Raw genomic sequence first — 22,073 nt, 5'->3', positions numbered from 1 at the left:
TCCATGCAACTCGTCCAAGGCGCCGACGGCGACTGTTGCCGTCCGTTGCCACCGGCGCCGGTACGGTCGGACGATGGACCTCGACGTCACCGCTGCGTACGGCGACCGTGCGGGCGAGTACGCGGATCTCCTCGGATCGATGACGGCCGTCCACGACGAGGACCGGACACAGGTCGAGGCCTGGGCGTCGGGATCCGGTGCTCGCATCCTCGACGCAGGGTGCGGGCCGGGGCACTGGGCCGCACACCTGGCGGATCGTGGGCACGCAGTGATCGGCATCGACGCGGTCGCATCCTTCGTCGAGCACGCACGACGCGCGCACGACGGCGTCGACTTCCGCCTGGGCGCGATCGAGTCCACCGGTCTCGACGACGGCAGCGTCGACGGGGTGCTCGCCTGGTACTCCGTGATCCACCACGATCCGTCCGGCGTCGGCGCGGTCTTCGCCGAGTTCCGCAGAGTGCTCCGGCCGGGCGGCGGCCTGCTGGTCGGGTTCTTCGAGGGGCCCTCGATCGAGTCCTTCGACCACGCGGTCGTCACGGCGTACCGGTGGCCGACGAGCGCGCTGGCGGAGGTCCTCGACGACCACGGGTTCGACGTGGTGGACGTCCGGTTCCGGGTCGATCCGGGACGACGGCCGCACGCTGCCGTCCGCGCGACGCGGCGGTGAGGTGCCTCAGCCGGAAGTGACCGACAGCGCCGCGAGGATCGTCGTCACCGTGTCGTCGACCGGCCCGTCGATGGAGACGTCGACGGCGGCCTCGTCGGGCTGCGGCCGTTCGAGCGTCGCGAACTGGGAGTCGAGCAGCGACGACGGCATGTACTCGTGGTGCCGGTGCGCCTGCCGCTCGGCGATGAGGTCGTGCGAGCCGTCCAGGAACGCGATGACGAGGCCCGGCGCCGACTGCCGGAGCCGATCGCGGTAGACGCGCTTGAGGGCGGAGTTGGCCATCACGCAGCGGCTCCCGGACGCCTCGACCGCGGCGATCCGCGCGGCGCAGGCGTCGAGCCACGGCCAGCGGTCGTCGTCGGTGAGCGGGATGCCCTGCCGCATCTTCTCCTTGTTCGCGGCCGGGTGCAGGTCGTCGGCATCGACGAACACGGTCGGTTGGCCCTGCTCGGCGAGCGCATCGGCGAGTGCCTGCCCGATCGTGGACTTGCCGGAACCGGAGACGCCCATGACGAGGACGGGCGGGAGGACAGCGGTGTCGGTCATCCCTCCACAGTATTGACGGGGTGAACAGTGGTCCCCAGTTGCCGTAACACCCGTGCGGTCCCAGGGCGCCGACCGTAGGTTGGTGTCACGTCCGGACAAAGGAGACGACGTGGCAGACAGCACTGGTCAGGCGAACATCGGGGTCATCGGCCTCGCCGTCATGGGGTCGAACCTCGCACGCAACCTCGCGTCGCGTGAGGGCAACACGGTCGCGGTGTACAACCGCACCTACGCCCGCACCGAAGAACTCATCAAGGAGCACGGCGATGCCGGCTTCATCGCGTCCGAGGACATCGACGGCTTCGTCGCCTCGCTCTCGAAGCCACGCACGGCGATCATCATGGTGCAGGCCGGCAAGGGCACCGACGCCGTGATCTCGCAGCTCGCCGAGAAGTTCGAGGAAGGCGACATCATCGTCGACGGCGGCAACGCCAACTTCCACGACACGATCCGGCGTGAGCACGACCTGCGCGAGAAGGGCCTCAACTTCGTCGGCACGGGCATCTCCGGTGGTGAAGAGGGCGCGCTCAAGGGTCCGTCGATCATGCCCGGCGGCTCGAAGGAAGCCTGGGAGACCCTCGGACCGATCCTGAAGTCGATCGCGGCGGTCGCCGAGGGCGAGCCCTGCGTGACCCACATCGGCACCGACGGCGCCGGCCACTTCGTCAAGATGGTGCACAACGGCATCGAGTACGCCGACATGCAGCTCATCGCCGAGTCCTACGACCTGCTCCGCCGCGTCGGCGGGCTCTCCGTCGAGGACCTGGTCAAGGTGTTCCAGGAGTGGAACGGCGGCGACCTCGAGTCCTACCTGATCGAGATCACGGTCGAGGTCCTGAAGCAGCGCGACGCCGACTCCGGCAAGCCCCTCGTCGACGTCATCCGCGACGAGGCGGGGTCCAAGGGCACCGGCGTGTGGACCGTGCAGAACGCGGTCGGGCTCGGCATCCCGGTCTCCGGCATCGGCGAAGCGGTGTTCGCCCGCGCGGTGTCGTCGAAGCCGTCGCAGCGTGCCGCGGTGCAGCAGGCGTTCCCGGACCGGCCCGACATCGCCGAGGTCCCCGACGGCTTCGAGGACGACGTCCGCGCGGCGCTCTACGCCTCGAAGGTCGTCGCCTACGCGCAGGGCTTCGACCTGATCATCGCCGGGGCCAAGGAGTACGGCTGGGACATCAACCTCGGCAACGTGGCGAAGATCTGGCGGGGCGGCTGCATCATCCGCGCCCAGTTCCTCAACCGCATCGTCGAGGCGTACGACAAGAACCCGGAGCTCGAGTCACTGCTCGTCGACCCGTACTTCGCGAACGCCGTGCAGGAGGGCGAAGCCGCCTGGCGCCGCATCGTCGGGATCGCCGCCGCGTCGGGGATCCCCGCGCCGGGCTTCTCGTCGGCGCTGTCCTACTTCGACTCGCTCGCCTCCGAGCGGCTGCCCGCCTCGCTCATCCAGGGGCAGCGCGACTTCTTCGGGGCGCACACCTACCAGCGCATCGACAAGGACGGCACCTTCCACACGCTGTGGTCCGACGACGACCGCCGAGAGGTCGACCAGGAACCGTCGACCCACTAGACCGCGGCACGACCGCACCCTCGAAGGGCCCTGCCGATCGGCGGGGCCCTTCCCACGTCCGACCGCTGGGTGCTCGGTTCAGGCGACGAAGTGCCCGGTCACGACGATGCGCTCGGTTCAGGCGACGATGCGCTCGCGCGCGAGGTCGGCGACGAGCCGGTCCAGGCGTGGCCCGCGGCCGAGCAGCCGACGGGAGCCGGGAGCCGTTCGCACGAAGAAGGTCGCGACCGCCGGAGTGTCGTCCGGTCGGACGTAGTGGATCGCGACCGCACAGGCCCGGCGTCCGTCCGCGCGGTCGCCGTCTCCGTGGACGTCCTCGATCCCGACGTGCACCACCCGGCTCCACCGGACCACGAGCAACCGTGTGGCCTTGCGGTCGTCGAGTTCCCACAGGGAGGCCTCGGTCGCCCCGAACGCCCAGGTCACGCGCGCACCGAGGCTGACCTCCGGCCGGACCTCGGCGATCGCGTCGCGCAGTTCGGTCGTCGGAGCCGCCGGCACGAGCCAGACCGTGGGGTCGATGCGGCGGATGGCGAGCGCGAGGGCCTCGTCGGCATGCCGGCGTCGGACCGCAGCGGCACGGAAGACCGCGACCACGATGACCGTGACGCCGACCGCGATGGCGCCGAACTCGACGATCCCGTACCAGGACAGGTCGGCATCGGGCGCCGTCGCGACGACGATGATGCGTGCGGTGAGGAGCGCCGCCCAGATGCCCACGATCACCCACCGCAACGTGGACAGGCGCTGCGCGGCCGACATCGGTGTGCGGTCGGAGCGGCGGCCGCGGCCGGGGCGCGGAACTGGATCTGGACGCCTCGGCACACCCCGATCCTCGCACGGCCCGATCGGCAGGTGCTGGCCGGGGTCGGTGAACGCCCGGGGAACCGCACGCACAGCCGACGAGCGGCCGGGCGACCTACGCTCGGGCGGTGACCACCGAACGCACCACGGACGTCCCGACGCCGGACGACCCATCGACGGACGAACGCCCCGCCGGAGCCCCGCTCCGCCGGCCCGCGGTCCTCGCTGCGGCCGTCGGTCTCGTGGCCGCCGCCGCCTTCCTCGGGATCGCCGAGTTCGGGGCGCTGCTCCTCGGTGGTGCCGGCAGCCCGTTGGTGGCCGTCGGGTCGGCCGTGATCGACCTCGCACCGGCCGGGGCCAAGAACCTGATGGTCGCCCTGTTCGGCACCGGCGACAAGGTCGCGCTCTTCGCGCTCATGACCGTCATCGTCGCCGCGATCAGCGCCGGGGCCGGGGTCCTCGAGCGCGCTCGGCCGCCCTTCGGGGCACTCGTCTTCGCCGTCGGCGGCGTACTCGCGCTCATCGCGGTGAGCACCCGTTCCGGCAGCGGCACGTTCGACGGCGCTCCCACCGTGTTCGGCGTGGCGGCCGCTGTGATCACCCTGCGGCTGCTGCTCCGCCGGCTCCGGCGCTGGGAGGCCGCAGCGGCCGTCCCGTCGGCGTCACCGCGACCTGCCTCGACCGAGCGCCGCGCGTTCCTGGTCTGGGGCGTCGGTACCGCAGCGGTCGCGGTCGTGGTGGGCACGGCCTCCCGGGTGGGGTCGTCCGCGATGCAGGCGGTCGCCGCTGCCCGACGAGCCGTGCGCCTGCCCGCGGCGGCGACACCCGCACCGGCCGTGCCGGGCGGCGCCTCGCTCGACGTCGACGGGATCACGCCGTACGTCACCCCGAACGCCGACTTCTACCGGATCGACACCGCGCTGCGCGTCCCGTCGATCGACCCGGCCGACTGGAGCCTGCGCATCCACGGCGCCGTCGAGAACGAGGTGACGCTGACGTGGGACGAGCTGCTCGCCCTGCCGCTCGAAGAGCACATGGCCACCCTGAGCTGCGTGTCCAACGAGGTCGGCGGCGACCTGATCGGCAACGCGCTCTGGCTCGGGTACCCGATCCGTGAGCTGCTGGCGCGCGCGAAGCCGACCGGGGACGCCGACATGGTGCTGTCCCGCAGCATCGACGGGTTCACCGCCGGGACGCCGCTCGACGTCCTGCAGGACGAGGGCACCGACGCGCTGCTCGCCATCGGCATGAACGGTGAACCGCTGCCGACCGAGCACGGGTTCCCGGCACGGATGGTCGTGCCCGGGCTGTTCGGCTACGTGTCGGCGACGAAGTGGGTGACCGAGATGGAGGTCACGCGCTTCGCCGATGCGCAGGGCTACTGGACACCGCGCGGATGGTCGGAGCGGGGGCCCGTGAAGCTCGAGTCGCGCATCGACACCCCACGGAACGGGACGACCGTGACCGTCGGTGAGCAGGTCGCCATCGCCGGGGTCGCCTGGCAGCCGCACACCGGGGTGAAGGCCGTGCAGGTCCGGGTCGGCTCGGGTGCGTGGCAGCAGGCGGAACTCGCCGAGTCGGTGTCCGCGGACACCTGGCGCCAGTGGGTGCTGCGGTGGACGCCGACCGCGGGGTCGCACCGGATCGAGGTCCGTGCCGTGAGCGCCGACGGCGAGGTGCAGACGAGCGTCGAGCGGCCGCCCGCGCCGAACGGTGCTTCGGGCTGGGCGTCCGTGACGGTCGACGCGAAGTAGCGCGGTCGGGGGTGGGGACGGGTCGTGGCGGCACGTGGCACGTGGCACGCCGTCCGCTGGTCGTCGAGGTTCCGAGATCTCGGCATGTCGAGCGCCCGAACGGCCCTCTGTGCGACCTCGGCGGAAGTGAGCGGCGTGTCGCGACCGGGCGGCGAACCAGGCACCGGCCGAACTGCGCGGGTCGAGCCCGTGCGGCTCGGGCTCGTCGGGTCGAACTCGTGCGGGTCAGGCGGGGAGCGTCGCGACGACGCAGGTTCCGTCGACCTCGTCGTCCTGCTCGACCATGGCCGTGAACCCGGCGGCCACGAACGCCGCGACCGACGCGTCCGCCTGCGCCACGGAGACCTCGATCACGACCGAACCACCGGGGCGCAGCCACTCCCCCGCTCCCGCGGCGATCCGCCGGTGCAGGTCGAGGCCGTCCGCCCCGCCGTCGAGGGCCACACGGTGCTCGTGCTCACGCGCTTCGACCGGCATCAGCGCGATCGATGCCGTCGGGACGTAGGGGGCGTTCACCGCGATGACGTCCACAGCGCCGCGGAACCGATCGGGCAGTGGCGCGAACAGGTCACCGGCGACGACGATCCCGCGGTCGCCGATGTTCTCGGCCGCGACGTCGACGGCGTCCGGGTCGATGTCCGTTGCCACGAGGTCGAGTGCACCGACCCGGCCGAACAACGCCACCGAGATCGCTCCAGCACCGCAGCACAGGTCGACCACGCGGTCGTAGCGCTGCAACCGACGGGCGGCCTGCTCGACGACGACGGTCGTCCGGGCACGGGGGACGAACACACCAGGGGCCACCCGGATGCGGTGTCCGTCGAAGGCGGCCCAGCCGAGGACGTACTCGAGTGGCTCACCGGCGAGGCGACGCTGGACCAGGGAACGCAGCCGGACGGGCTCACCGGTGCCGGCCTCGAGGAGCAGGTCGGCTTCGTCCTCGGCGAAGACGCTCCCCGCGACCCGGAGCCGGGCCGCGAGGGCGTCACGCGCGGGATGGGTCACCAACGTTCCGCAGACACGTCACGTCGACGAGACGGTGAGGCGCCGTCGGCTGTGCCCATGGTTCGACGGCTCCGCTACGCTGCGCCGTCGAACATCGACGTGACGGACCCGTCGTCGAAGACCTCGTGGATGGCGCGGGCCAGGAGCGGGGCGATCGGCAGGATCTCGAGGCGGTCCCAGCGCTTCTCGACCGGCACCGGCAGGGTGTCGGTGACGACGACGCGGTCGATGAACTCGCTCTGCAGCAGCTCGGTGGCCGGGTCGGAGAACACGGCGTGGGTCGCGGCGACGACGACGCCGATCGCGCCGGCCTCCTTCAGCGCCTCAGCTGCCTTGGCGATCGTGCGCCCGGTGTCGATCAGGTCGTCGACGAGTAGGCACCAACGGCCGGAGACGTCGCCGACGATCTCGTGGACCGTGACCTGGTTCGGGACCAGCGGGTCGCGACGCTTGTGGATGATGGCGAGGGGCGCGCCGAGCTTCTCGGACCAGATGTCGGCGACGCGGACGCGGCCCATGTCGGGCGACACGACCGTCAGCATCGACGGGTCGAGGATCTCGCGGAAGTGCTCGAGCAGCACCGGCATGGCGAAGAGGTGGTCCACCGGGCCGTCGAAGAAGCCCTGGATCTGGGCGGCGTGCAGGTCGACGCTCATGATGCGGTGCGCGCCCGCTGCCTTGAACAGGTCGGCGACCAGGCGGGCCGAGATCGGCTCGCGGCCGCGGCCCTTCTTGTCCTGACGGGCGTACGGGTAGAACGGCGCGACGACGGTGATGCGCTTGGCCGAGGCCCGCTTCAGCGCGTCGACGATGATGAGCTGCTCCATGAGCCACTCGTTGATCGGTGCCGTGTGCGACTGGATGACGAACGCGTCGCACCCGCGGACCGACTCGTCGAACCGGACGTACAGCTCACCGTTCGCGAAGGTCCGGGCATCGGTGGGGACCAGGTCGACACCGAGTTCCTCTGCGATCTCGGCGGAGAGCGCCGGGTGTGCTCGCCCCGAGACGAGGACGAGTCGTTTCTGGCCGGTTGTCTTGATTCCGGACAAGTGCGGTGCTCACTCCCTGACCCGTGTGGGGTCGATGTCGACGACCGGTGGTCGCCAGGATCTATTCGCCGTTCGCGTGCCGAGCAGCCTCGGCCGCCGGTGTGCCGGGTCGGTGTTCCTCGACCCATCCGTCGGTGTTGCGCTGTGGCGCGTAGCTGATCGCGAGCGATCCGGCCGGGACGTCCTTGCGGACCGTCGTTCCGGCACCCGTGTACGCACCGTCACCAATCCTAACCGGGGCGACGAACACGTTGTGCGAGCCTGTACGAACGTGCGAGCCGACCTCGGTGCGGTGCTTGTGCACGCCGTCGTAGTTCGCGGTGATCGTGTTCGCACCGATGTTCGAGTCCTCGCCCACCTCGGCGTCGCCGATGTACGACAGGTGCGGGACCTTGCTGCCGCGGCCGATCTTCGCGTTCTTCGTCTCGACGAAGGTGCCGATCTTGCCCTGGTCGCCCAGGATCGTGCCGGGGCGCAGGTACGCGAACGGCCCCACCGAGGCACCGTCACCGATGACCGCGAGGGTGGCGTCGACCCGGTTCACCGTCGCGCCGGCACCGACCTCGGTGTCGCGCAGTGTGGTGTCCGGCCCGACGACGGCACCCGCGGCGATCGCGGTCGCGCCGAGGAGCTGGGTGCCGGGCAGGACCTCGGCATCCGCTTCGATCGAGACGTCGAGGTCGATCCAGGTGGTGGCCGGGTCCTGCACGGTGACGCCGGCGAGCTGGTGCCGGCGGACGATGCGGGCGTTGAGCTCGCGGGCGGCGTCGGACAGCTGCGCGCGGTCGTTGATGCCGGCGACGAGCCACGGGTCGGTGAGCGTGACGACGTCGATGATCCCCCCGCGCCCGGCGATGAGCGTCGGGGCGTCGGTGATGTACTTCTCGCCCTGTGCGTTGGCGGTCGTCAGCGACGGCAGCACGGCACGCAGGTGGGCGGCGTCGAAGGCGTAGATGCCGGCGTTCGTCTCGGTGATCGCGAGCTGGTCGGCCGTCGCGTCCTTGTGCTCGACGACGCCGACGAACGCCCCGGAGCCGTCCCGCACCACGCGCCCGAGTCCGGTCGGGTCGGGCGCGATCGCACTGACGAGGGTGACGGCGTTGGCCGCGCCGAGGTGCGCGTCGACCAGCGTCCGGAGCGAGCCGGCGTCGAGCAACGGGACGTCGCCGGAGAGCACCACGACGGCACCGTCGAAGTCGGCGGGGAGTGCCTGGACCGCGACCTCGACCGCGCGGCCGGTGCCGGGGACGTCGTCCTGGTCGACGACGATGGCGTCGGGCGCACGCTCCGTGATCTCCGCTGCGACCAGGTCACGCTCGTGCCGCACGACCACGGCCACGTGCTCCGGCCCGAGGGACGACGCCGTCCGCAGCACGTGCGCGATGAGCGGCAGCCCGGCGAGCCGGTGCAGCACCTTGGGAGTGGACGACTTCATGCGCGTGCCCTGCCCGGCGGCGAGGACGACGACGGCGATGCGCTGGTCGGTCATGGGTCCATCCTGGCGCACCCGCGCTTCGGAGTCCGGTGGAACCGCGGCCCTGTGCAGAACCGTGCGCACAACCGCACGGGTGACGTTCCTTCCCATCACCGTCGGGATGGAAAGCGGGATCGGGCGTACCTGGCCGGAAGGAACGACCAGCTACGCCCGGAACGACCAGCTACGCCCACACCCCTACGCCCGAACACCTACGCGCGCAGCGCCCGTGGCTCGGCCTTCACGAACGCCATGAGCACCAGCCCCACGACGAGCACCACCACGATCCCGAGGATCCCGAAGCGCGTCGAGCCGCCGACCGTCACCGCGACACCGAACAGCGCCGGCGCCAGGAACGACGCCGCCCGGCCGGTGGTGGCGTAGAGGCCGAAGAGCTCGCCCTCGCGGCCGGGGGTCGCCAGCCGCGCCAGGTACGCCCGCGACGACGACTGCACGGGTCCGACGAACAGTGCCAGGGTCAGCCCCAGCACCCAGAACCACTCCGTCCGACTGCCGACCGCCAGCACACCGAGCCCGCAGGCCGCGAGGCCGATCAGCGAGACCATGATGAGCGCGCGCGAGCCGAAGCGGTCGTCGAGCCGTCCGGACACGAAGGTGGCGATGCCGGCGACGACGTTCGCGGCGATGGCGAACAGGATGACCTGCGAGGCGCTGAACCCGAACACCTGCGCCGCGATGATCCCGCCGAAGGTGAACACCGCGCCGACGCCGTCGCGGAACACCGCGCTGGCGACCAGGAACGCGAGCACGTTGCGTCGTTCGCGCCAGAGCCGGGCGATGTCCCGACCCAGGTCGCGGTAGGCACCGAGCACACCGCCGGTGTGCCGGTCGTCGGGAGCGGCCTCCGGCACGACGACGAAGAGCGGGATCGAGCTGACCGCGAGCCACACGGCGGCGATGCCGATCGCGACGCGGACGTCCCACTGCCCGGTCGCGACGGTGGCCGGCAGCTGCAGCAGTCCGCCGACGACGCCGTCGCCGCGGAAGTCCTGGATGCAGAGCACGAGCAGCAGCACGAGCAGCACGATGCCGCCGAAGTACCCGGCGGCCCACCCGATCGCGGACACCCGCCCGGTGCGCTCGCCCGACGAGATCTGCCCGATCATGGCGTTGTAGCCGACGCTCGCGATCTCGTACGCGACCGTGCCGATGCCGAGCAGCGCCGCCCCGAGCACCAGGTACGGCTGGCTCGGCGCGACGAAGACCATGCCGCCGATGGACAGCACGATGCCGATCGTGGCGATGAGCACGGACCGGCGGCGGTGCCCGGACGAGTCCGCCAGGCGCCCGATCGCGGGGGCCACGAGCGCGACGACGATGCCGGCGATCGTCAGGGCCGTGGAGACCACCGCGGCGTTGTGGGCGAGTTCACGTTCCACCAACGCCGTGCCCGCGGCGGACGTGTCGGCCACCTTCGCCGGGTCGACGAACGCCCGGCTGGCCAGGTACGTGCTGAACACGAACGTGGTGACGACGGCGTTGAACGCCGCGGACCCCCAATCCCACAGCGCCCAGGACACGAGCGCGCGCCGGTCGGTGCGCTGCGGCACGACGGCGGCCGGTGAAGCGGTCATGCGCGAACCGTAGCGCGTCCCGGTGACGCACCGGTGGCCCCGTTCCGGGTCACGTGCCGGACGGGAGGCCCGTGGCGGCCTGGCCACGGGCCTCCCGTCCGCCCTGTGCGGTGTCCAGCACCCGGCGCGCGTCGCGCACGCCGGCTCAGGCGGGCACGCCGCCGGGGTAGACGACCGACTTGAGGGACTCCGGGTCGGTGTCGCTCTCGAGTGCCTCGCGGACCTCGTCGAGGCCGAACCGACCCGTCACGAGCGAGTCGAGGTCGATCTGCCCGGACGCGACCAGGCCGATCGCGACGGGCCACGTGCCGGTGTAGCGGAAGATCCCGGTGACCGTGACCTCGAGGTTCTGGATGTGCTCGACGGGCAGGGTCATCTCGGAGTTACCGAGCCCGACGAGCACCGCGGCGCCGGCCGGTCCGACGGCCTTGATGCCGTCGGACACGGCACGGGGAGCACCGCTGGCGTCGATGAACGCGTCGACCGGGGCGATGTCCGAGGCGACGGACACCACGGTCGGGTCGACGACCTCGGTGGCGCCGTACTGCAGCGCACGCTCCCGGCGCTCGGGGACCAGGTCGCTGATGACGATCCGGGTGGCGCCGAAGGCCCGCGCGGCCTGGGCGCAGATGATCCCGATCGGACCGGCACCGGCGATGAGCACCGAGGACCCGGGGACGATGCCGGCCTTGCGGACCGCGGCGATCCCGACGGACAGCGGTTCGAGCAGGGCACCGGCCTCGAACGAGACGGAGTCGGGCAGGACGTGGGCGAACTCGGCCTCGATCGTGACGAACTCGGCGAAGGCGCCGTCGACCGGCGGGGTCGCGTAGAAGCGCATGTGGGGGCAGAGGTTGTAGCGGCCGGCCAGGCACTGCGCACAGCGGTGGCACGGGCGCTGCGGTTCGACGGCGACGCGCTCCCCGACGCGGGCGGGGTCGACGCCAGCGCCGACGGCGGTGATCGTGCCGGACAGCTCGTGACCGAGGACGAGGGGCTCCTCGACGACGAAGTCCCCGATGCGGCCGTGGCGGTAGTAGTGCACGTCGGAGCCGCACACCCCGACGGCGGCGACCCGGACGAGCACGTCGCCTTGTTCGACCTCGGGCACGGGGCGGTCCTCGACGGTCAGGTCCTGGGTCCCGAGCAGCACGCTGGCGCGCTGGCGCTGGATGGAGGTCATGGGGTTCTCGCTTCCTCGGCCGCGGCGGTGCGGTCGGACGTGGGGGTGGTGGAGTGGTCGGGCGTGTGGGCGGTCGTGGAGTCGGCTGGAGCGGGCCTCGGGACGAGCCCGGCTGCCGTCGGGTCGCGCAGCAGGTCGCGGAACCCGAGCTCGGCGGCGCCGCGGAGCAGGACGTCCCGCCCGAGGGCTGCCGGCACGACGCGCAGCCGGTCAGTCATCGCGGCCATCGTCTGCGCCCGGACGTCGTTCTCGACGCGGTCCCCGACGTGTCCGAGCAACGTGCTGAGGAACCCGCCGAGCACCACGACCTCGGGATCGACGGTGTGGATCGCGTTGCGGAGCGCGGTGGCGAGCGCCGTCACCTGACGGTCGACCACTTGCTCGACCTCGGGCCGGTGCTCGGCGAGCGCTGCGGCGAGCGCGTCGAGGTCGTCGGGCGGTGTCCCGGTGACGTCGGTGAGCGCCGACCGCGACGCCTCGGTCTCGAGGCACCCGACGGCGCCGCAGTGGCACCGGATGCCGTTCGCCGCCACGAAGGTGTGGCCGAGTTCCCCCGCGTACCCGTCGGCGCCGCTGAAGGGCCGCCCGGCGCTGACGATCCCGCCGCCGATGCCGCTCGCGCCGCCGTTCAGGTACACGAGGGCGTCGACTCCGCGGGCGCTGCCGTACAGGCGTTCGGCCCAGGCACCGAGGTTGGCGTCGTTCGCAGCCCGGACGGGCAGGCCGAGACGTTCGGCGAGCGGCACCGCGAGCGGTTCGTCGCGCCAGCCGAGGTGCGGGGCGTTGCGGACGGTGCCGTCCTCGACGCGCACGATGCCGGGGACGGCGACGCCGACGCCGACGATCCGGGTGCCTGGGGCTGTCCGTGCCCGCGCGGTGGTCCGGGTGCTCAGCACGCCGAAGATCCGTTCGACCGCGTCGATCGCCCGGGCTGCTGTCGGCACGGTGGTCTGCGGCTCGACGAGCCGGTCGCGCACGGTGCCGTCGAGGGCGACGAGGGTCACCCCGACCGCGTCGATCTCGACCGTGACGGCGGCGGCGAGCACGTCGCCCGACGCCCGCACGACACCGCTCGGCCGTCCGACCCCGACGCCGGGGGCACCGGCGGAGGGCATCTCCTCGAGCACGAGTCCGGCCTCGACGAGTTCGCCGACGAGCGCCAGTACCGTCGAGCGGTTCAGGCCGGTGCGCCGGGTGAGTTCGGCGCGGGTGACCGGGCCTTCCTCGTGCACCAGGCGGAGGACGCGCGCGGCGTTGCCGGGTGTCGCGGTCGGTTGCCGGACCATGGGCCTCCTCGTCGGTTGGTTGGTTGGTGGTGGGTCGGTGGGTGGGGCTGCGCCGAGTCTCGGGCTGAGCGACAGTCCTCGCGCTCGCGGGCCCGCGAAGTGTCGCTCAGCCCGGGTCTCGGCCCCGGCTCACGCCCGCGACTGCGAGAACGCGGCGTCGAACGAGGCCTCCGGCGGCGCGATCGTGCCGAGCTGCCGCACGAACGCCAGCGCTTCGGGTCCTCCGACGAGTCGGTCCATGCCGGCGTCCTCCCACTCGACGCTGGTCGGTCCGGTGTACCCGATGTGGTTCAGCACGCGGAACACCCGCTCCCACGGCACGTCGCCGTGTCCGGCGGTCACGAAGTCCCAGCCGCGGCGCGGGTCGCCCCACGGCAGGTGCGAGCCGAGCCGGCCGTTGCGCCCGTCGAGCTGCTTCACCGACTCCTTGCAGTGCACGTGGTACACCCGGTCGGCGAAGTCGAGCAGGAACGCGGCGGGGTCGAGGTCCTGCCAGACGAAGTGCGAGGGGTCGAAGTTGAACCCGAACGCCGGCCGGTCCGCGAACAGCTCGAGCGTGCGCTTGGCGGTCCAGTAGTCGTAGGCGATCTCGGACGGGTGCACCTCGAGCGCGAAGCGGACCCCGACTTCCTCGAACACGTCGATGATCGGCGACCACCGGTCGTGGAAGTCCTGGTACCCGGCGTCGATCATGCTCGGCGGGACCGGCGGGAAACCCGCGACGGTCTTCCAGATCGACGACCCGGAGAACCCGGTGACGGTGTCGACCCCGAGTGCCGCTGCGGCGCGGGCGGTCCACTGCAGTTCCTCGGCGGCACGCTGCCGGACGCCCTCGGGCTCGCCGTCGCCCCAGACGTGCGGCGGCAGGATGTCCTCGTGCCGCTGGTCGATGGGGTCGTCGCACACGGCCTGGCCGACCAGGTGGTTCGCGATCGTCCAGACGCGCAGCCCGTTGCGTTCCAGGATCGCCTGCCGCTCGGCGACGTACGAGGGGTCCGTCGCGGCGCGCCGGACGTCCAGGTGGTCGCCCCAGCAGGCGATCTCGAGTCCGTCGTACCCCCAGTCGCCGGCGAGCCGGGCGACCTCCTCGAAGGGCAGGTCGGCCCACTGTCCGGTGAACAGCGTGACCGGCCGGGAGGCCCGGGTCAGCTCCGCCTGGTCGCTCGCGTCCGTCGTCGTCATCGTCGTCGTCCTTCCGTGCGGTGGTCGGGGTCCGTGCTGTGGTCGAGGTGCGTGCTGTGGTCGAGGTCCGTCACCACGATCCGGGTGCAGACCCGGCGGGGACGGTGGCGGGTCGCTCGACGCGCGAGCGCACGTCGACGACCGCGTGGTCGCGGGCCGCGGCCGAGACGGCCTCCATGACCTCGAGCACGTGGAACGCGAGGTCTCCCGAGGCCCGGTGCGGACGGTCGGTGGCGATCGCGTGCGCCAGGTCGGCGAGCCCGTACCCACGGCCGGCGTCGGCGTACCCGGCGGAGACCGGCAGCTCGCGCCACTCGCGGTCGTCCGCCGTGGCGATCGACACCGGGTCCGAGAACCGGTTCGGGTCCGGGACGCCGAGGGTGCCGGCCGTGCCGTAGACCTCGAAGAGCGGTGCGCGGGTGGCCCAGACCTCGAACGAGACGGTGACGGTCGAGACGACGCCGTTCTCGTGCTCGAGGATCGCGACCACGTGGGTGTCGATGTCGACCGGGATCGCGGTGCCGGCGTTCGGTCCGGTCGCGACGGTCCGCTCACGGGTGGAGCGGGTGGCACTGCCGCTCACCCGGACGACCGGTCCGAAGAACGTGACGAGGCTGGTCAGGTAGTAGGGGCCCATGTCGAGCAGCGGGCCGCCCCCGGGCTGGTAGTAGAAGGCGGGTGCCGGGTGCCAGAGCTCGTGACCGGGGGCGCTCCAGGCGACGGCCGCGCCGACCGGGGTGCCGATCAGGCCGTCGTCGAGGGCGGCCCGAGCGGTCTGGATGCCGGTACCGAGCACGGTGTCCGGAGCACTGCCGACCCGGAGGCCCGCGGCCCGGGCTGCCTCGAGCACCGGTTCGGCCTCGGCCGTGGACATCGCCAGGGGCTTCTCGCCGTAGACGTGCTTGCCCGCGGCGAGCGCCCGGGTCGCGACGTCGGCGTGGGCGGCGGGGATCGTGAGGTTGAGCACCACGTCGACGTCGTCGGCCGCGAGCAGCTCGTCGACGCTCGTCCCGCGCACGCCCTGTGCGGCGCCGACCGTCTGCGCCCGGTCGACGTCGAGGTCGGCGACCGCGACGAGCGACAGGCCGGGCAGTGCCGGGAAGTGTTCGAAGTACTGCTGGCTGATCACGCCGACGCCCACCACCCCGACGCGGAGGACGGGTTCGTTCACCGTGCTGCCCACAGGAGGCCCCTCTCGATGATGGTGCGGAGTGGCTGCGACTCGACGACCTCGAGGCGGTGCCCGGGCGCGGAGACGAACACGCGGCCCTCGCCCCACTGCCGTGTCCAGATCGCCGGTGCGGTGACCGGTCGGTTCCAGGCGTCGAAGTCGCGCGCTTCCTGCGTGGTGGTCGCGAGGACGTCGTTGTGCTCGTCGGACAGCACCCAGTACTGCTCGGTGACGAGGTCGAAGTCCTCGATGCCCTGCGTGATCGGGTGCGACCGTCCGAGGTCGGTGAGGTGCACCGTGTACGGGATGTAGTTGTCGGACTGTTCCCCGACGCGCTCGTCGGGGTGCTTGCCGGCGTGGTGGGCGAACTGGCCCCCGACCATGTGCAGGTAGTCGGCGGTGTTCCGGAACGCGTCCGCGATCCCGCCGTGCCAGCCGGCCAGTCCGGCGCCGTTCAGCACCGCGCGCTGCAGCCCGGCGAACTCGTCGTCGGCGATGGTCGACATGGTGACGACCTGCACGATCAGGTCGACCTCGGCCATGACGGACTCGTCGGCGTAGACGGCCGTCGAGTCCGACACCCGGACCGCGAACCCGTTGTCGCGCAGGAACGGGACGAACAGGTCGGTGGTCTCGACGGGCTGGTGGCCGTCCCAGCCCCCGCGGACGACGAGCGCCTGGCGTGTGCCGTCGGCGGCGGTCACGCGGTCACCGTCCAGCTGCTGCCGTCGGCGGCGCTGCGTTCGACGGCGTCGAGCACCCGCTGCACGTGCAGGCCGTCCTCGAACGAGGGCGACGGGTCGGTGCCGGCGACGATCGCCTCGACGAAGTCCTTCACCTGGTGGCTGAAGGTGTGCTCGTACCCGATGAGGTGTCCGGTGGGCCACCACGCCGCCATGTAGGGGTGCTCGGGTTCGGTGACCAGGATGCGGCGGAAGCCCTGCTCCCCCGCGGGTGCCGACGACTCGTACAGCCGCAGTTCGTTCATGGACTCGAGGTCGAACTGGATCGCTCCCTCGGACCCGCTGATCTCGAGCGTCAGGCCGTTCTTCCGGCCGGTGGCGTAGCGCGTGGCCTCGAACGTGCCGATCGCGCCGTCGGCCGCACCGCCGCCGAGTCGGGCGGTGAAGAACGCGGCGTCGTCGACGGTGACCTGCCCGCGCTCGCTCGACGCCGTGCCGGAGAGTCCGACGCCGTCGGCGAGCAGGGGGCGCTCGGTCACGAAGGTCTCGAGCAGCCCGGACACCCGGGTGAGCTCGGCGCCGGTGACGTGCTCGACGAGGTCGATCGCGTGCGCGCCGATGTCGCCGAGCGCACCGGAACCGGCGAGCTCCTTGTCGAGGCGCCAGGTCATCGGGCCGTCCTCGTCGGCGAGCCAGTCCTGCAGGTAGAGCGCGCGGACCTGGCGCACGGTGCCGATCCGGCCGTCCTGCACGAGCTGTCGGGCGAAGGCGATGGCCGGCACCCGGCGGTAGCTGAACCCGACCATGGCGCGGACCCCGTGCGCCCGGGCTGCAGCGGCAGCGGCGGTCATCGCCTCGGCCTGTTCGACGGTGTTGGCGAGCGGCTTCTCGCACAGGACGTGCTTGCCGGCCTCGAGCGCGGCGATCGCGATCTCGACGTGCGACGAACCGGGCGACACGATGTCGACGACGTCGATGTCCGGATCGGCCACGACGGCGCGCCAGTCGGTGGACGCCGACTGCCAGCCGTACTGCACGCGAGCCGCCTCGGTGCGTTCCGGGTCGCGCCCGACGATCACCGCCATCTCGGGCTCGACCCCGAGGTCGAAGAACCTGGGGGCGGTCCGCCACGCCTGTGAGTGTGCGGCTCCCATGAAGCCGTGCCCCACCATGGCGATCCGCAGTCGTTGCTGCGCCGTCGAAACACTTGCCATCCGCTCGCTCCTTTGCGATCACGTCCTTGCCACAGCCAACACTACCGCTTATGTTGGGCGCGGCAACATTTTGTTTCGACGACGAACGGTGACCACCATGGCAACGACGCCCACCCGTGCAGACAAGTTCTCCTTCGGTCTCTGGACCATCGGCTACAACGGCTCCGACCCCTTCGGCGGGCCGACCCGTCCGGCCCTCGACGTGGTCGAGGCGGTCGAGAAGCTCGACGAGCTCGGCGCCTACGGCCTGACCTTCCACGACGACGACCTGTTCGCGTTCGGCTCGACCGACGCCGAGCGGCAGACGCAGATCGACCGCCTCAAGGGTGCGCTCGACTCCACCGGCCTCATCGTGCCGATGGTGACGACGAACCTGTTCTCGGCGCCCGTGTTCAAGGACGGCGGCTTCACCTCGAACGACCGCCAGGTCCGCCGCTTCGCACTCCGCAAGGTCCTGCGCAACATCGACCTCGCCGCCGAGCTCGGTGCGTCGACGTTCGTGATGTGGGGCGGCCGCGAAGGCTCCGAGTACGACAGCGCGAAGGACGTGCAGGCCGCACTCGAGCGCTACCGCGAGGCCGTCAACCTGCTCGCCGACTACGTCACCGACAAGGGCTACGGCATCCGCTTCGCCATCGAGCCGAAGCCGAACGAGCCCCGCGGCGACATCCTGCTGCCGACCCTCGGCCACGCGATCGCCTTCACCGAGACCCTCGAGCGCCCCGAGCTGTTCGGCATCAACCCCGAGGTCGGCCACGAGCAGATGGCGGGCCTGAACTTCACGGCCGGCATCGCCCAGGCGCTCTACCAGGGCAAGCTCTTCCACATCGACCTCAACGGTCAGCGTGGCATCAAGTACGACCAGGACCTGGTGTTCGGCCACGGGGACCTGCAGAACGCGTTCTCGCTCGTCGACCTGCTCGAGCACGGTTCGCCGCAGGGTGGCCAGGCCTACGACGGTCCGCGCCACTTCGACTACAAGCCGAGCCGCACCGAGGACATCACGGGCGTCTGGGACTCGGCGGCCGCGAACATGCGCATGTACCTGCTCCTCAAGGAGCGCGCGCAGGCCTTCCGCGCCGATCCCGAGGTGCAGGCCGCGCTCGAGGCCTCGAAGGTCGGGGAGCTCAGCACGCCGACCCTGCACGACGGCGAGTCCTACGACGCCTTCCTGTCCGACCGCTCCGCCTACGAGGACTTCGACGCCGACGCGTACTTCGGCGGCAAGGGCTTCGGGTTCGTCCGACTGCAGCAGCTCGCCATCGAGCACCTGCTCGGCGCGCGCTGACAGGCTGCGGGGATGACACAGCTCGTCGCCGGCGTCGACTCGTCGACCCAGTCCTGCAAGGTCACGATCCGCGACGCGGCGACGGGTGCCGTCGTCCGTGAGGGACGTGCCGCCCACCCGGACGGCACGTCCGTCGATCCCCGCCACTGGTGGGACGCCCTCGGCACCGCGATCGCGGACGCCGGCGGGCTCACCGACGTCGGCGCCGTCGCGATCGCCGGGCAGCAGCACGGCATGGTCGCGCTCGACGCCGACGGTCACGTGGTCCGCGACGCCCTGCTCTGGAACGACGTGCGCAGTGCGGATGCGGCCGCGCAGATGGTCGAGGAGATCGGACGGGAATCCTGGGTCGCCCGGACGGGACTGGTCCCGGTGGCATCGTTCACCGGTACCAAGCTGCGGTGGCTCCGCGACGCCGAGCCGGACGACGCCGGCCGCGTCGCAGCCGTCGCGCTCCCCCACGACTGGTTGTCGTGGCGGCTGCGCGGGTACGGTCCGGCCGACGAGAGTCCGCTCGGCCCCGACCTCGACGCACTCGCCACCGACGCCTCGGACGCCAGCGGCACGGCCTACTGGGACCCGGTACGCCGGGAGTACGACCCGGAGCTGTTCGAACTCGCGCTCGGTCGCCCGATGCGCGTCGCCGGCTCCGAGCCGACCGCGGACACGGTCGTCGTGCCACGTGTCGTCGCCCACGACGAGGCGATGGGGACGCTCGACGTCGACGTGACACTGCCGAACGGCGCGGTCGCACCGTCCGGACTGGTCGTGGCGGCCGGACTCGGCGACAACGCCGGCGCGGCGCTCGGACTCGGGCTCGCCCCCGGCGACATCGCGGTGTCCCTGGGGACCAGCGGGACCGTCTTCGGCGTCACCGCGACCGAGGTCCTGGACCCGAGCGGGACCGTGGCGGGCTTCGCCGACGGGACCGGGTCGCGCCTCCCGATCGTCACGACGCTCAACGCAGCCCGCGTGCTCGAGGTGATCGGCGGCCTGCTCGGCGTCGACCACGACGCGCTCGGCGAGCTGGCGCTGCAGGCGCCGGCCGGGGCCGACGGCCTCGTGCTGGTGCCGTACTTCGTCGGCGAGCGCACGCCCAACCGGCCGGACGCGACCGCGTCACTGCGCGGGATGACCCCGGGCACGACCGACCGACCGCACCTGGCGCGCGCCGCGGTGGAGGGCATGCTCTGTGCCCTGGCCGACGGACTCGCCGCGGTCGAGGGGGCCGGCGTGACCGTGTCACGGCTGCTGCTCATCGGCGGGGCAGCGCGGAACGAGGCCGTCCGGACCGTCGCCGCGCAGGTGTTCGGGCGCGACGTGCTCATCCCGGAACCGGGCGAGTACGTGGCCTCCGGGGCCGCGCGTCAGGCAGCCTGGGCGTTGACCGGCGCGCTGCCGTCGTGGGACATCGCGACGACGACCGTGCCGGCGGACCCGCACCCCGAGGTGCTCGAGCAGTACCGCGCCGCGGCGCGCTGACCGAGGAGACCCATGGCACGCACCGACCTCCCGCTCGACGAACTCCGTCGGCACCGACCCGAGGTCCGGCGACCGGCCGACTTCGACGCGTTCTGGGCGGACACGATCACCGCGGCCCGGGCGGCCGGAGCGGGGACGGCTCCCGTCCTCGCTCCGGCCGACACCCCGGTGACCGGACTCGTCGTCGAGGACCTGACGTTCCCGGGGTTCGCCGGCGATCCGGTGCGCGCCTGGGTCTCGCGACCGCTGGCCGGTCGTGAGACGGCGCTGCCCGTCGTGGTCGAGTTCCTCGGCTACGGCGGCGGCCGCGGGCGCCCCGGCGAACGCGTGCACTGGGCCCTCGCCGGGTACGTGCACGTCGTCATGGACACCCGTGGCCAGGGCAGCGGGTGGGCCGGTGGCGACACCCCCGACCCGCACGGCTCCGGACCGCACGCGAGCGGGTGGATGACGAGCGGCATCGGCTCCCCCGCCGACCACTACTACCGCCGCGTGTACACCGACGCCGTCCGCCTGGTGGACGCCGTGCGGACGCTGCCCGGTGTCGACCCGTCACGCATCGCCCTGACCGGCGGCAGCCAGGGCGGCGGCATCGCCATCGCCGCAGCTGCCCTGGTCGAGGCCCACGTCGGACCGATCACCGCGGTCCTGCCCGACGTCGCGTTCCTGTGCGACTGGGAGGGCGGCACCGACATCGCCGTCGGCGGCCCGTACCTGGAGCTCGCGACCTACCTGTCCGTGCACCGCGACGCAGCCGACACGGTGTGGGACACCGCGGCGTACTTCGACGGGGTGAACCACGCCGCCGGCATCACCGCCCCGGCGCTGTTCTCCGTGGCCCTGATGGACGACGTCGTGCCGCCGCGCACCACCTTCGCGGCCTTCAACGCGCTGGGGTCGGACGACACGCACGCGTCGGCCGACCGCCAGATCGAGGTCTACCCGTACAACGGGCACGAGGGCGGCGGGTTCCGGCACTGGGAACGACAGGTGGCGTTCCTGCGGTCACGGGGTGTGGTCCGACCCGTGCAGCGCTCCTGAAGCGTCTCCGATCCCACCGTCGCGCCCGGCCGCGGCGCGAACGAGCGGCTCACCAGGTCCGCACACCGATGACCGTGATGGTCGGTCGGTGCCGAGCTCGTGACCCGTCCTCGGTCCTGACGACCGTCCACGACCTGATCACGCCCACCGCCGGGCTCACCAGGGTGTGGTCGAGCGGCATGGCGAGTGCCGGGACGACCGAGGTCGGCCAGGTCCCGAGGCTCGCGGCGTGCACGGTCGACGCGGCGTCCTGACACGCTCCGAGTCCGCCGCCCCCGAATGCGTCCACCGATGCGTTGAAGTCCCCTGCGACGACGACCTCGGCATCGTCCGCGCAGGTCCGGCGCACCCAGTCGAGGTCCGCGCGCCAGCCCGCGAGTCCGCGCAGGAGGGGCTGCGGCGCATGCACCGCGACGATCGTCGGGGCACCCGGAACCGACACGACCAGGGTCTTCACGGGGTCGATGCCCGGGCGCCTCGTGGCGTGCGCGGCGAGGTCGTCCCGGACGAGCACGGCGACCTGCGCACCGGGCTCGGCGAACACGTGCACCGGTCGGCCGCCCTGTCGCATGGCGTCGGCGACGTCCTCGGCAGCGGCGAGCGAACCGGCGTCGGGCAGCACGACCACGTCGGCGCGGGCTGCCGAGGCAGCGCGCCCGATCGTCGTGGGCGCGACCAGACCGCCGTTCGTGTTCCACTCGAACACACGGAGGCCCGCCGCGCGCGGTGGCTCGACGTCGAAGCCCCTCGCCTCGAGGACCACACCGTTCGTTCCCGCGAGGGCGACGAGCACGGCACCGACCGCGAACGCGACGACCCGCACCCGGCGCCGCGCGATGCCGAGGACGATCAGCGCCACGGCCACGACGACGCAGCCGACCGACACCACCGCGCGCGCGGGCAGCACCGCGGCGAGCACCGGCGCCCGGGCGATCCCGAGCCACGGGGCGGAGACGAACGCGCCGCCGAGCACCACCACCACGGAGACGACGACGGTGGACGCGACGGCTCGGCGGGTCAGCACCGCCCCACGGTGCCGTGTCGGGGTGACAGAACACCCACGGATCGTGTGTCGG

At 72.2% G+C, this 22,073-nt stretch carries 19 protein-coding genes; 6 read left to right on the top strand and 13 right to left on the bottom strand.

Annotated features, from left to right (window positions below):
- Positions 1-73 precede the first annotated feature (73 nt).
- Positions 74-670 (top strand): class I SAM-dependent methyltransferase, encoded by a 597-nt coding sequence (locus ITJ60_RS17450; RefSeq protein WP_194648850.1) that lies wholly within the window; start codon positions 74-76, stop codon positions 668-670.
- A gap of 6 nt (positions 671-676) precedes the next feature.
- On the opposite strand, the gene ITJ60_RS17445 is transcribed toward ITJ60_RS17450, so the two are convergent.
- Complete coding sequence (locus ITJ60_RS17445) at positions 677-1,216, bottom strand: gluconokinase (RefSeq protein WP_123340625.1); 540 nt, start codon at positions 1,214-1,216, stop codon at positions 677-679.
- A gap of 109 nt (positions 1,217-1,325) precedes the next feature.
- On the opposite strand from ITJ60_RS17445, the gene gndA reads away from it, so the two are divergent.
- On the top strand, positions 1,326-2,783 hold the full coding sequence (gene gndA / locus ITJ60_RS17440; protein ID WP_123672992.1) for an NADP-dependent phosphogluconate dehydrogenase: 1,458 nt from the start codon (positions 1,326-1,328) through the stop codon (positions 2,781-2,783).
- 117 nt (positions 2,784-2,900) lie between these two features.
- Here the strand turns inward: gndA and ITJ60_RS17435 are convergent, their stop codons facing one another.
- Positions 2,901-3,545, bottom strand: a complete 645-nt coding sequence (locus ITJ60_RS17435; RefSeq protein WP_194648849.1) for a hypothetical protein — start codon at positions 3,543-3,545, stop codon at positions 2,901-2,903.
- 170 nt (positions 3,546-3,715) lie between these two features.
- Here ITJ60_RS17435 and ITJ60_RS17430 point away from each other — a divergent pair, with 170 nt between their 5' ends.
- Entirely contained in the window at positions 3,716-5,341 is a 1,626-nt protein-coding gene (locus ITJ60_RS17430) for a molybdopterin-dependent oxidoreductase (RefSeq protein WP_194648848.1), read from the top strand.
- 225 nt (positions 5,342-5,566) lie between these two features.
- Here ITJ60_RS17430 and ITJ60_RS17425 read toward each other — a convergent pair whose 3' ends face one another.
- From ITJ60_RS17425 to ITJ60_RS17380, 10 genes are all read right to left on the bottom strand, one after another.
- Positions 5,567-6,346, bottom strand: a complete 780-nt coding sequence (locus ITJ60_RS17425) for a putative protein N(5)-glutamine methyltransferase (RefSeq protein WP_323749211.1) — start codon at positions 6,344-6,346, stop codon at positions 5,567-5,569.
- Between the two features lie 74 nt (positions 6,347-6,420).
- The gene (locus ITJ60_RS17420) at positions 6,421-7,398 is read right to left on the bottom strand and encodes a ribose-phosphate diphosphokinase (protein WP_111084848.1); all 978 of its coding nucleotides are present in this window, start codon (positions 7,396-7,398) and stop codon (positions 6,421-6,423) included.
- Between the two features lie 61 nt (positions 7,399-7,459).
- Complete coding sequence (gene glmU, locus ITJ60_RS17415) at positions 7,460-8,887, bottom strand: bifunctional UDP-N-acetylglucosamine diphosphorylase/glucosamine-1-phosphate N-acetyltransferase GlmU (protein WP_194648846.1); 1,428 nt, start codon at positions 8,885-8,887, stop codon at positions 7,460-7,462.
- Positions 8,888-9,084: 197 nt separating this feature from the next.
- On the bottom strand, positions 9,085-10,467 hold the full coding sequence (locus tag ITJ60_RS17410; protein ID WP_194648845.1) for an MFS transporter: 1,383 nt from the start codon (positions 10,465-10,467) through the stop codon (positions 9,085-9,087).
- 145 nt (positions 10,468-10,612) lie between these two features.
- Complete coding sequence (locus ITJ60_RS17405) at positions 10,613-11,650, bottom strand: NAD(P)-dependent alcohol dehydrogenase (protein ID WP_194648844.1); 1,038 nt, start codon at positions 11,648-11,650, stop codon at positions 10,613-10,615.
- Positions 11,647-12,936 (bottom strand): ROK family transcriptional regulator, encoded by a 1,290-nt coding sequence (locus ITJ60_RS17400; RefSeq protein WP_194648843.1) that lies wholly within the window; start codon positions 12,934-12,936, stop codon positions 11,647-11,649. Before ITJ60_RS17400 ends, ITJ60_RS17405 begins: the two co-directional genes overlap by 4 nt.
- Before the next feature lie 129 nt (positions 12,937-13,065).
- A complete protein-coding gene (locus tag ITJ60_RS17395) occupies positions 13,066-14,118 on the bottom strand; it encodes a sugar phosphate isomerase/epimerase family protein (protein WP_194648842.1) in 1,053 nt (350 codons plus the stop codon).
- Between the two features lie 70 nt (positions 14,119-14,188).
- Positions 14,189-15,289, bottom strand: coding sequence for a Gfo/Idh/MocA family protein (locus ITJ60_RS17390; protein WP_194648841.1), 1,101 nt, complete (start codon positions 15,287-15,289; stop codon positions 14,189-14,191).
- Positions 15,286-15,993 carry a ThuA domain-containing protein gene (locus tag ITJ60_RS17385; RefSeq protein ID WP_194648840.1) on the bottom strand — a complete coding sequence of 236 codons (708 nt, stop codon included), beginning with the start codon at positions 15,991-15,993 and terminating at the stop codon, positions 15,286-15,288. Before ITJ60_RS17385 ends, ITJ60_RS17390 begins: the two co-directional genes overlap by 4 nt.
- On the bottom strand, positions 15,990-17,186 hold the full coding sequence (locus ITJ60_RS17380; RefSeq protein WP_228510606.1) for a Gfo/Idh/MocA family protein: 1,197 nt from the start codon (positions 17,184-17,186) through the stop codon (positions 15,990-15,992). Before ITJ60_RS17380 ends, ITJ60_RS17385 begins: the two co-directional genes overlap by 4 nt.
- A gap of 97 nt (positions 17,187-17,283) precedes the next feature.
- Here ITJ60_RS17380 and xylA point away from each other — a divergent pair, with 97 nt between their 5' ends.
- The 3 genes from xylA to ITJ60_RS17365 are packed head-to-tail and all read left to right on the top strand — an operon-like array spanning position 17,284 to position 20,997.
- Positions 17,284-18,474 (top strand): xylose isomerase, encoded by a 1,191-nt coding sequence (xylA, locus tag ITJ60_RS17375; RefSeq protein WP_123672973.1) that lies wholly within the window; start codon positions 17,284-17,286, stop codon positions 18,472-18,474.
- 12 nt (positions 18,475-18,486) lie between these two features.
- Positions 18,487-19,956, top strand: coding sequence for a xylulokinase (locus tag ITJ60_RS17370; RefSeq protein WP_194648839.1), 1,470 nt, complete (start codon positions 18,487-18,489; stop codon positions 19,954-19,956).
- Positions 19,957-19,968: 12 nt separating this feature from the next.
- Complete coding sequence (locus ITJ60_RS17365; protein ID WP_194648838.1) at positions 19,969-20,997, top strand: acetylxylan esterase; 1,029 nt, start codon at positions 19,969-19,971, stop codon at positions 20,995-20,997.
- Positions 20,998-21,046: 49 nt separating this feature from the next.
- Here the strand turns inward: ITJ60_RS17365 and ITJ60_RS17360 are convergent, their stop codons facing one another.
- Positions 21,047-22,021, bottom strand: coding sequence for an endonuclease/exonuclease/phosphatase family protein (locus ITJ60_RS17360; protein ID WP_194648837.1), 975 nt, complete (start codon positions 22,019-22,021; stop codon positions 21,047-21,049).
- Positions 22,022-22,073: the final 52 nt, after the last annotated feature.

It is taken from the genome of Curtobacterium sp. VKM Ac-2884, from assembly GCF_015350945.1.
GTDB lineage: Bacteria > Actinomycetota > Actinomycetes > Actinomycetales > Microbacteriaceae > Curtobacterium.
This window is presented reverse-complemented; position numbering and strand designations above follow the sequence as displayed.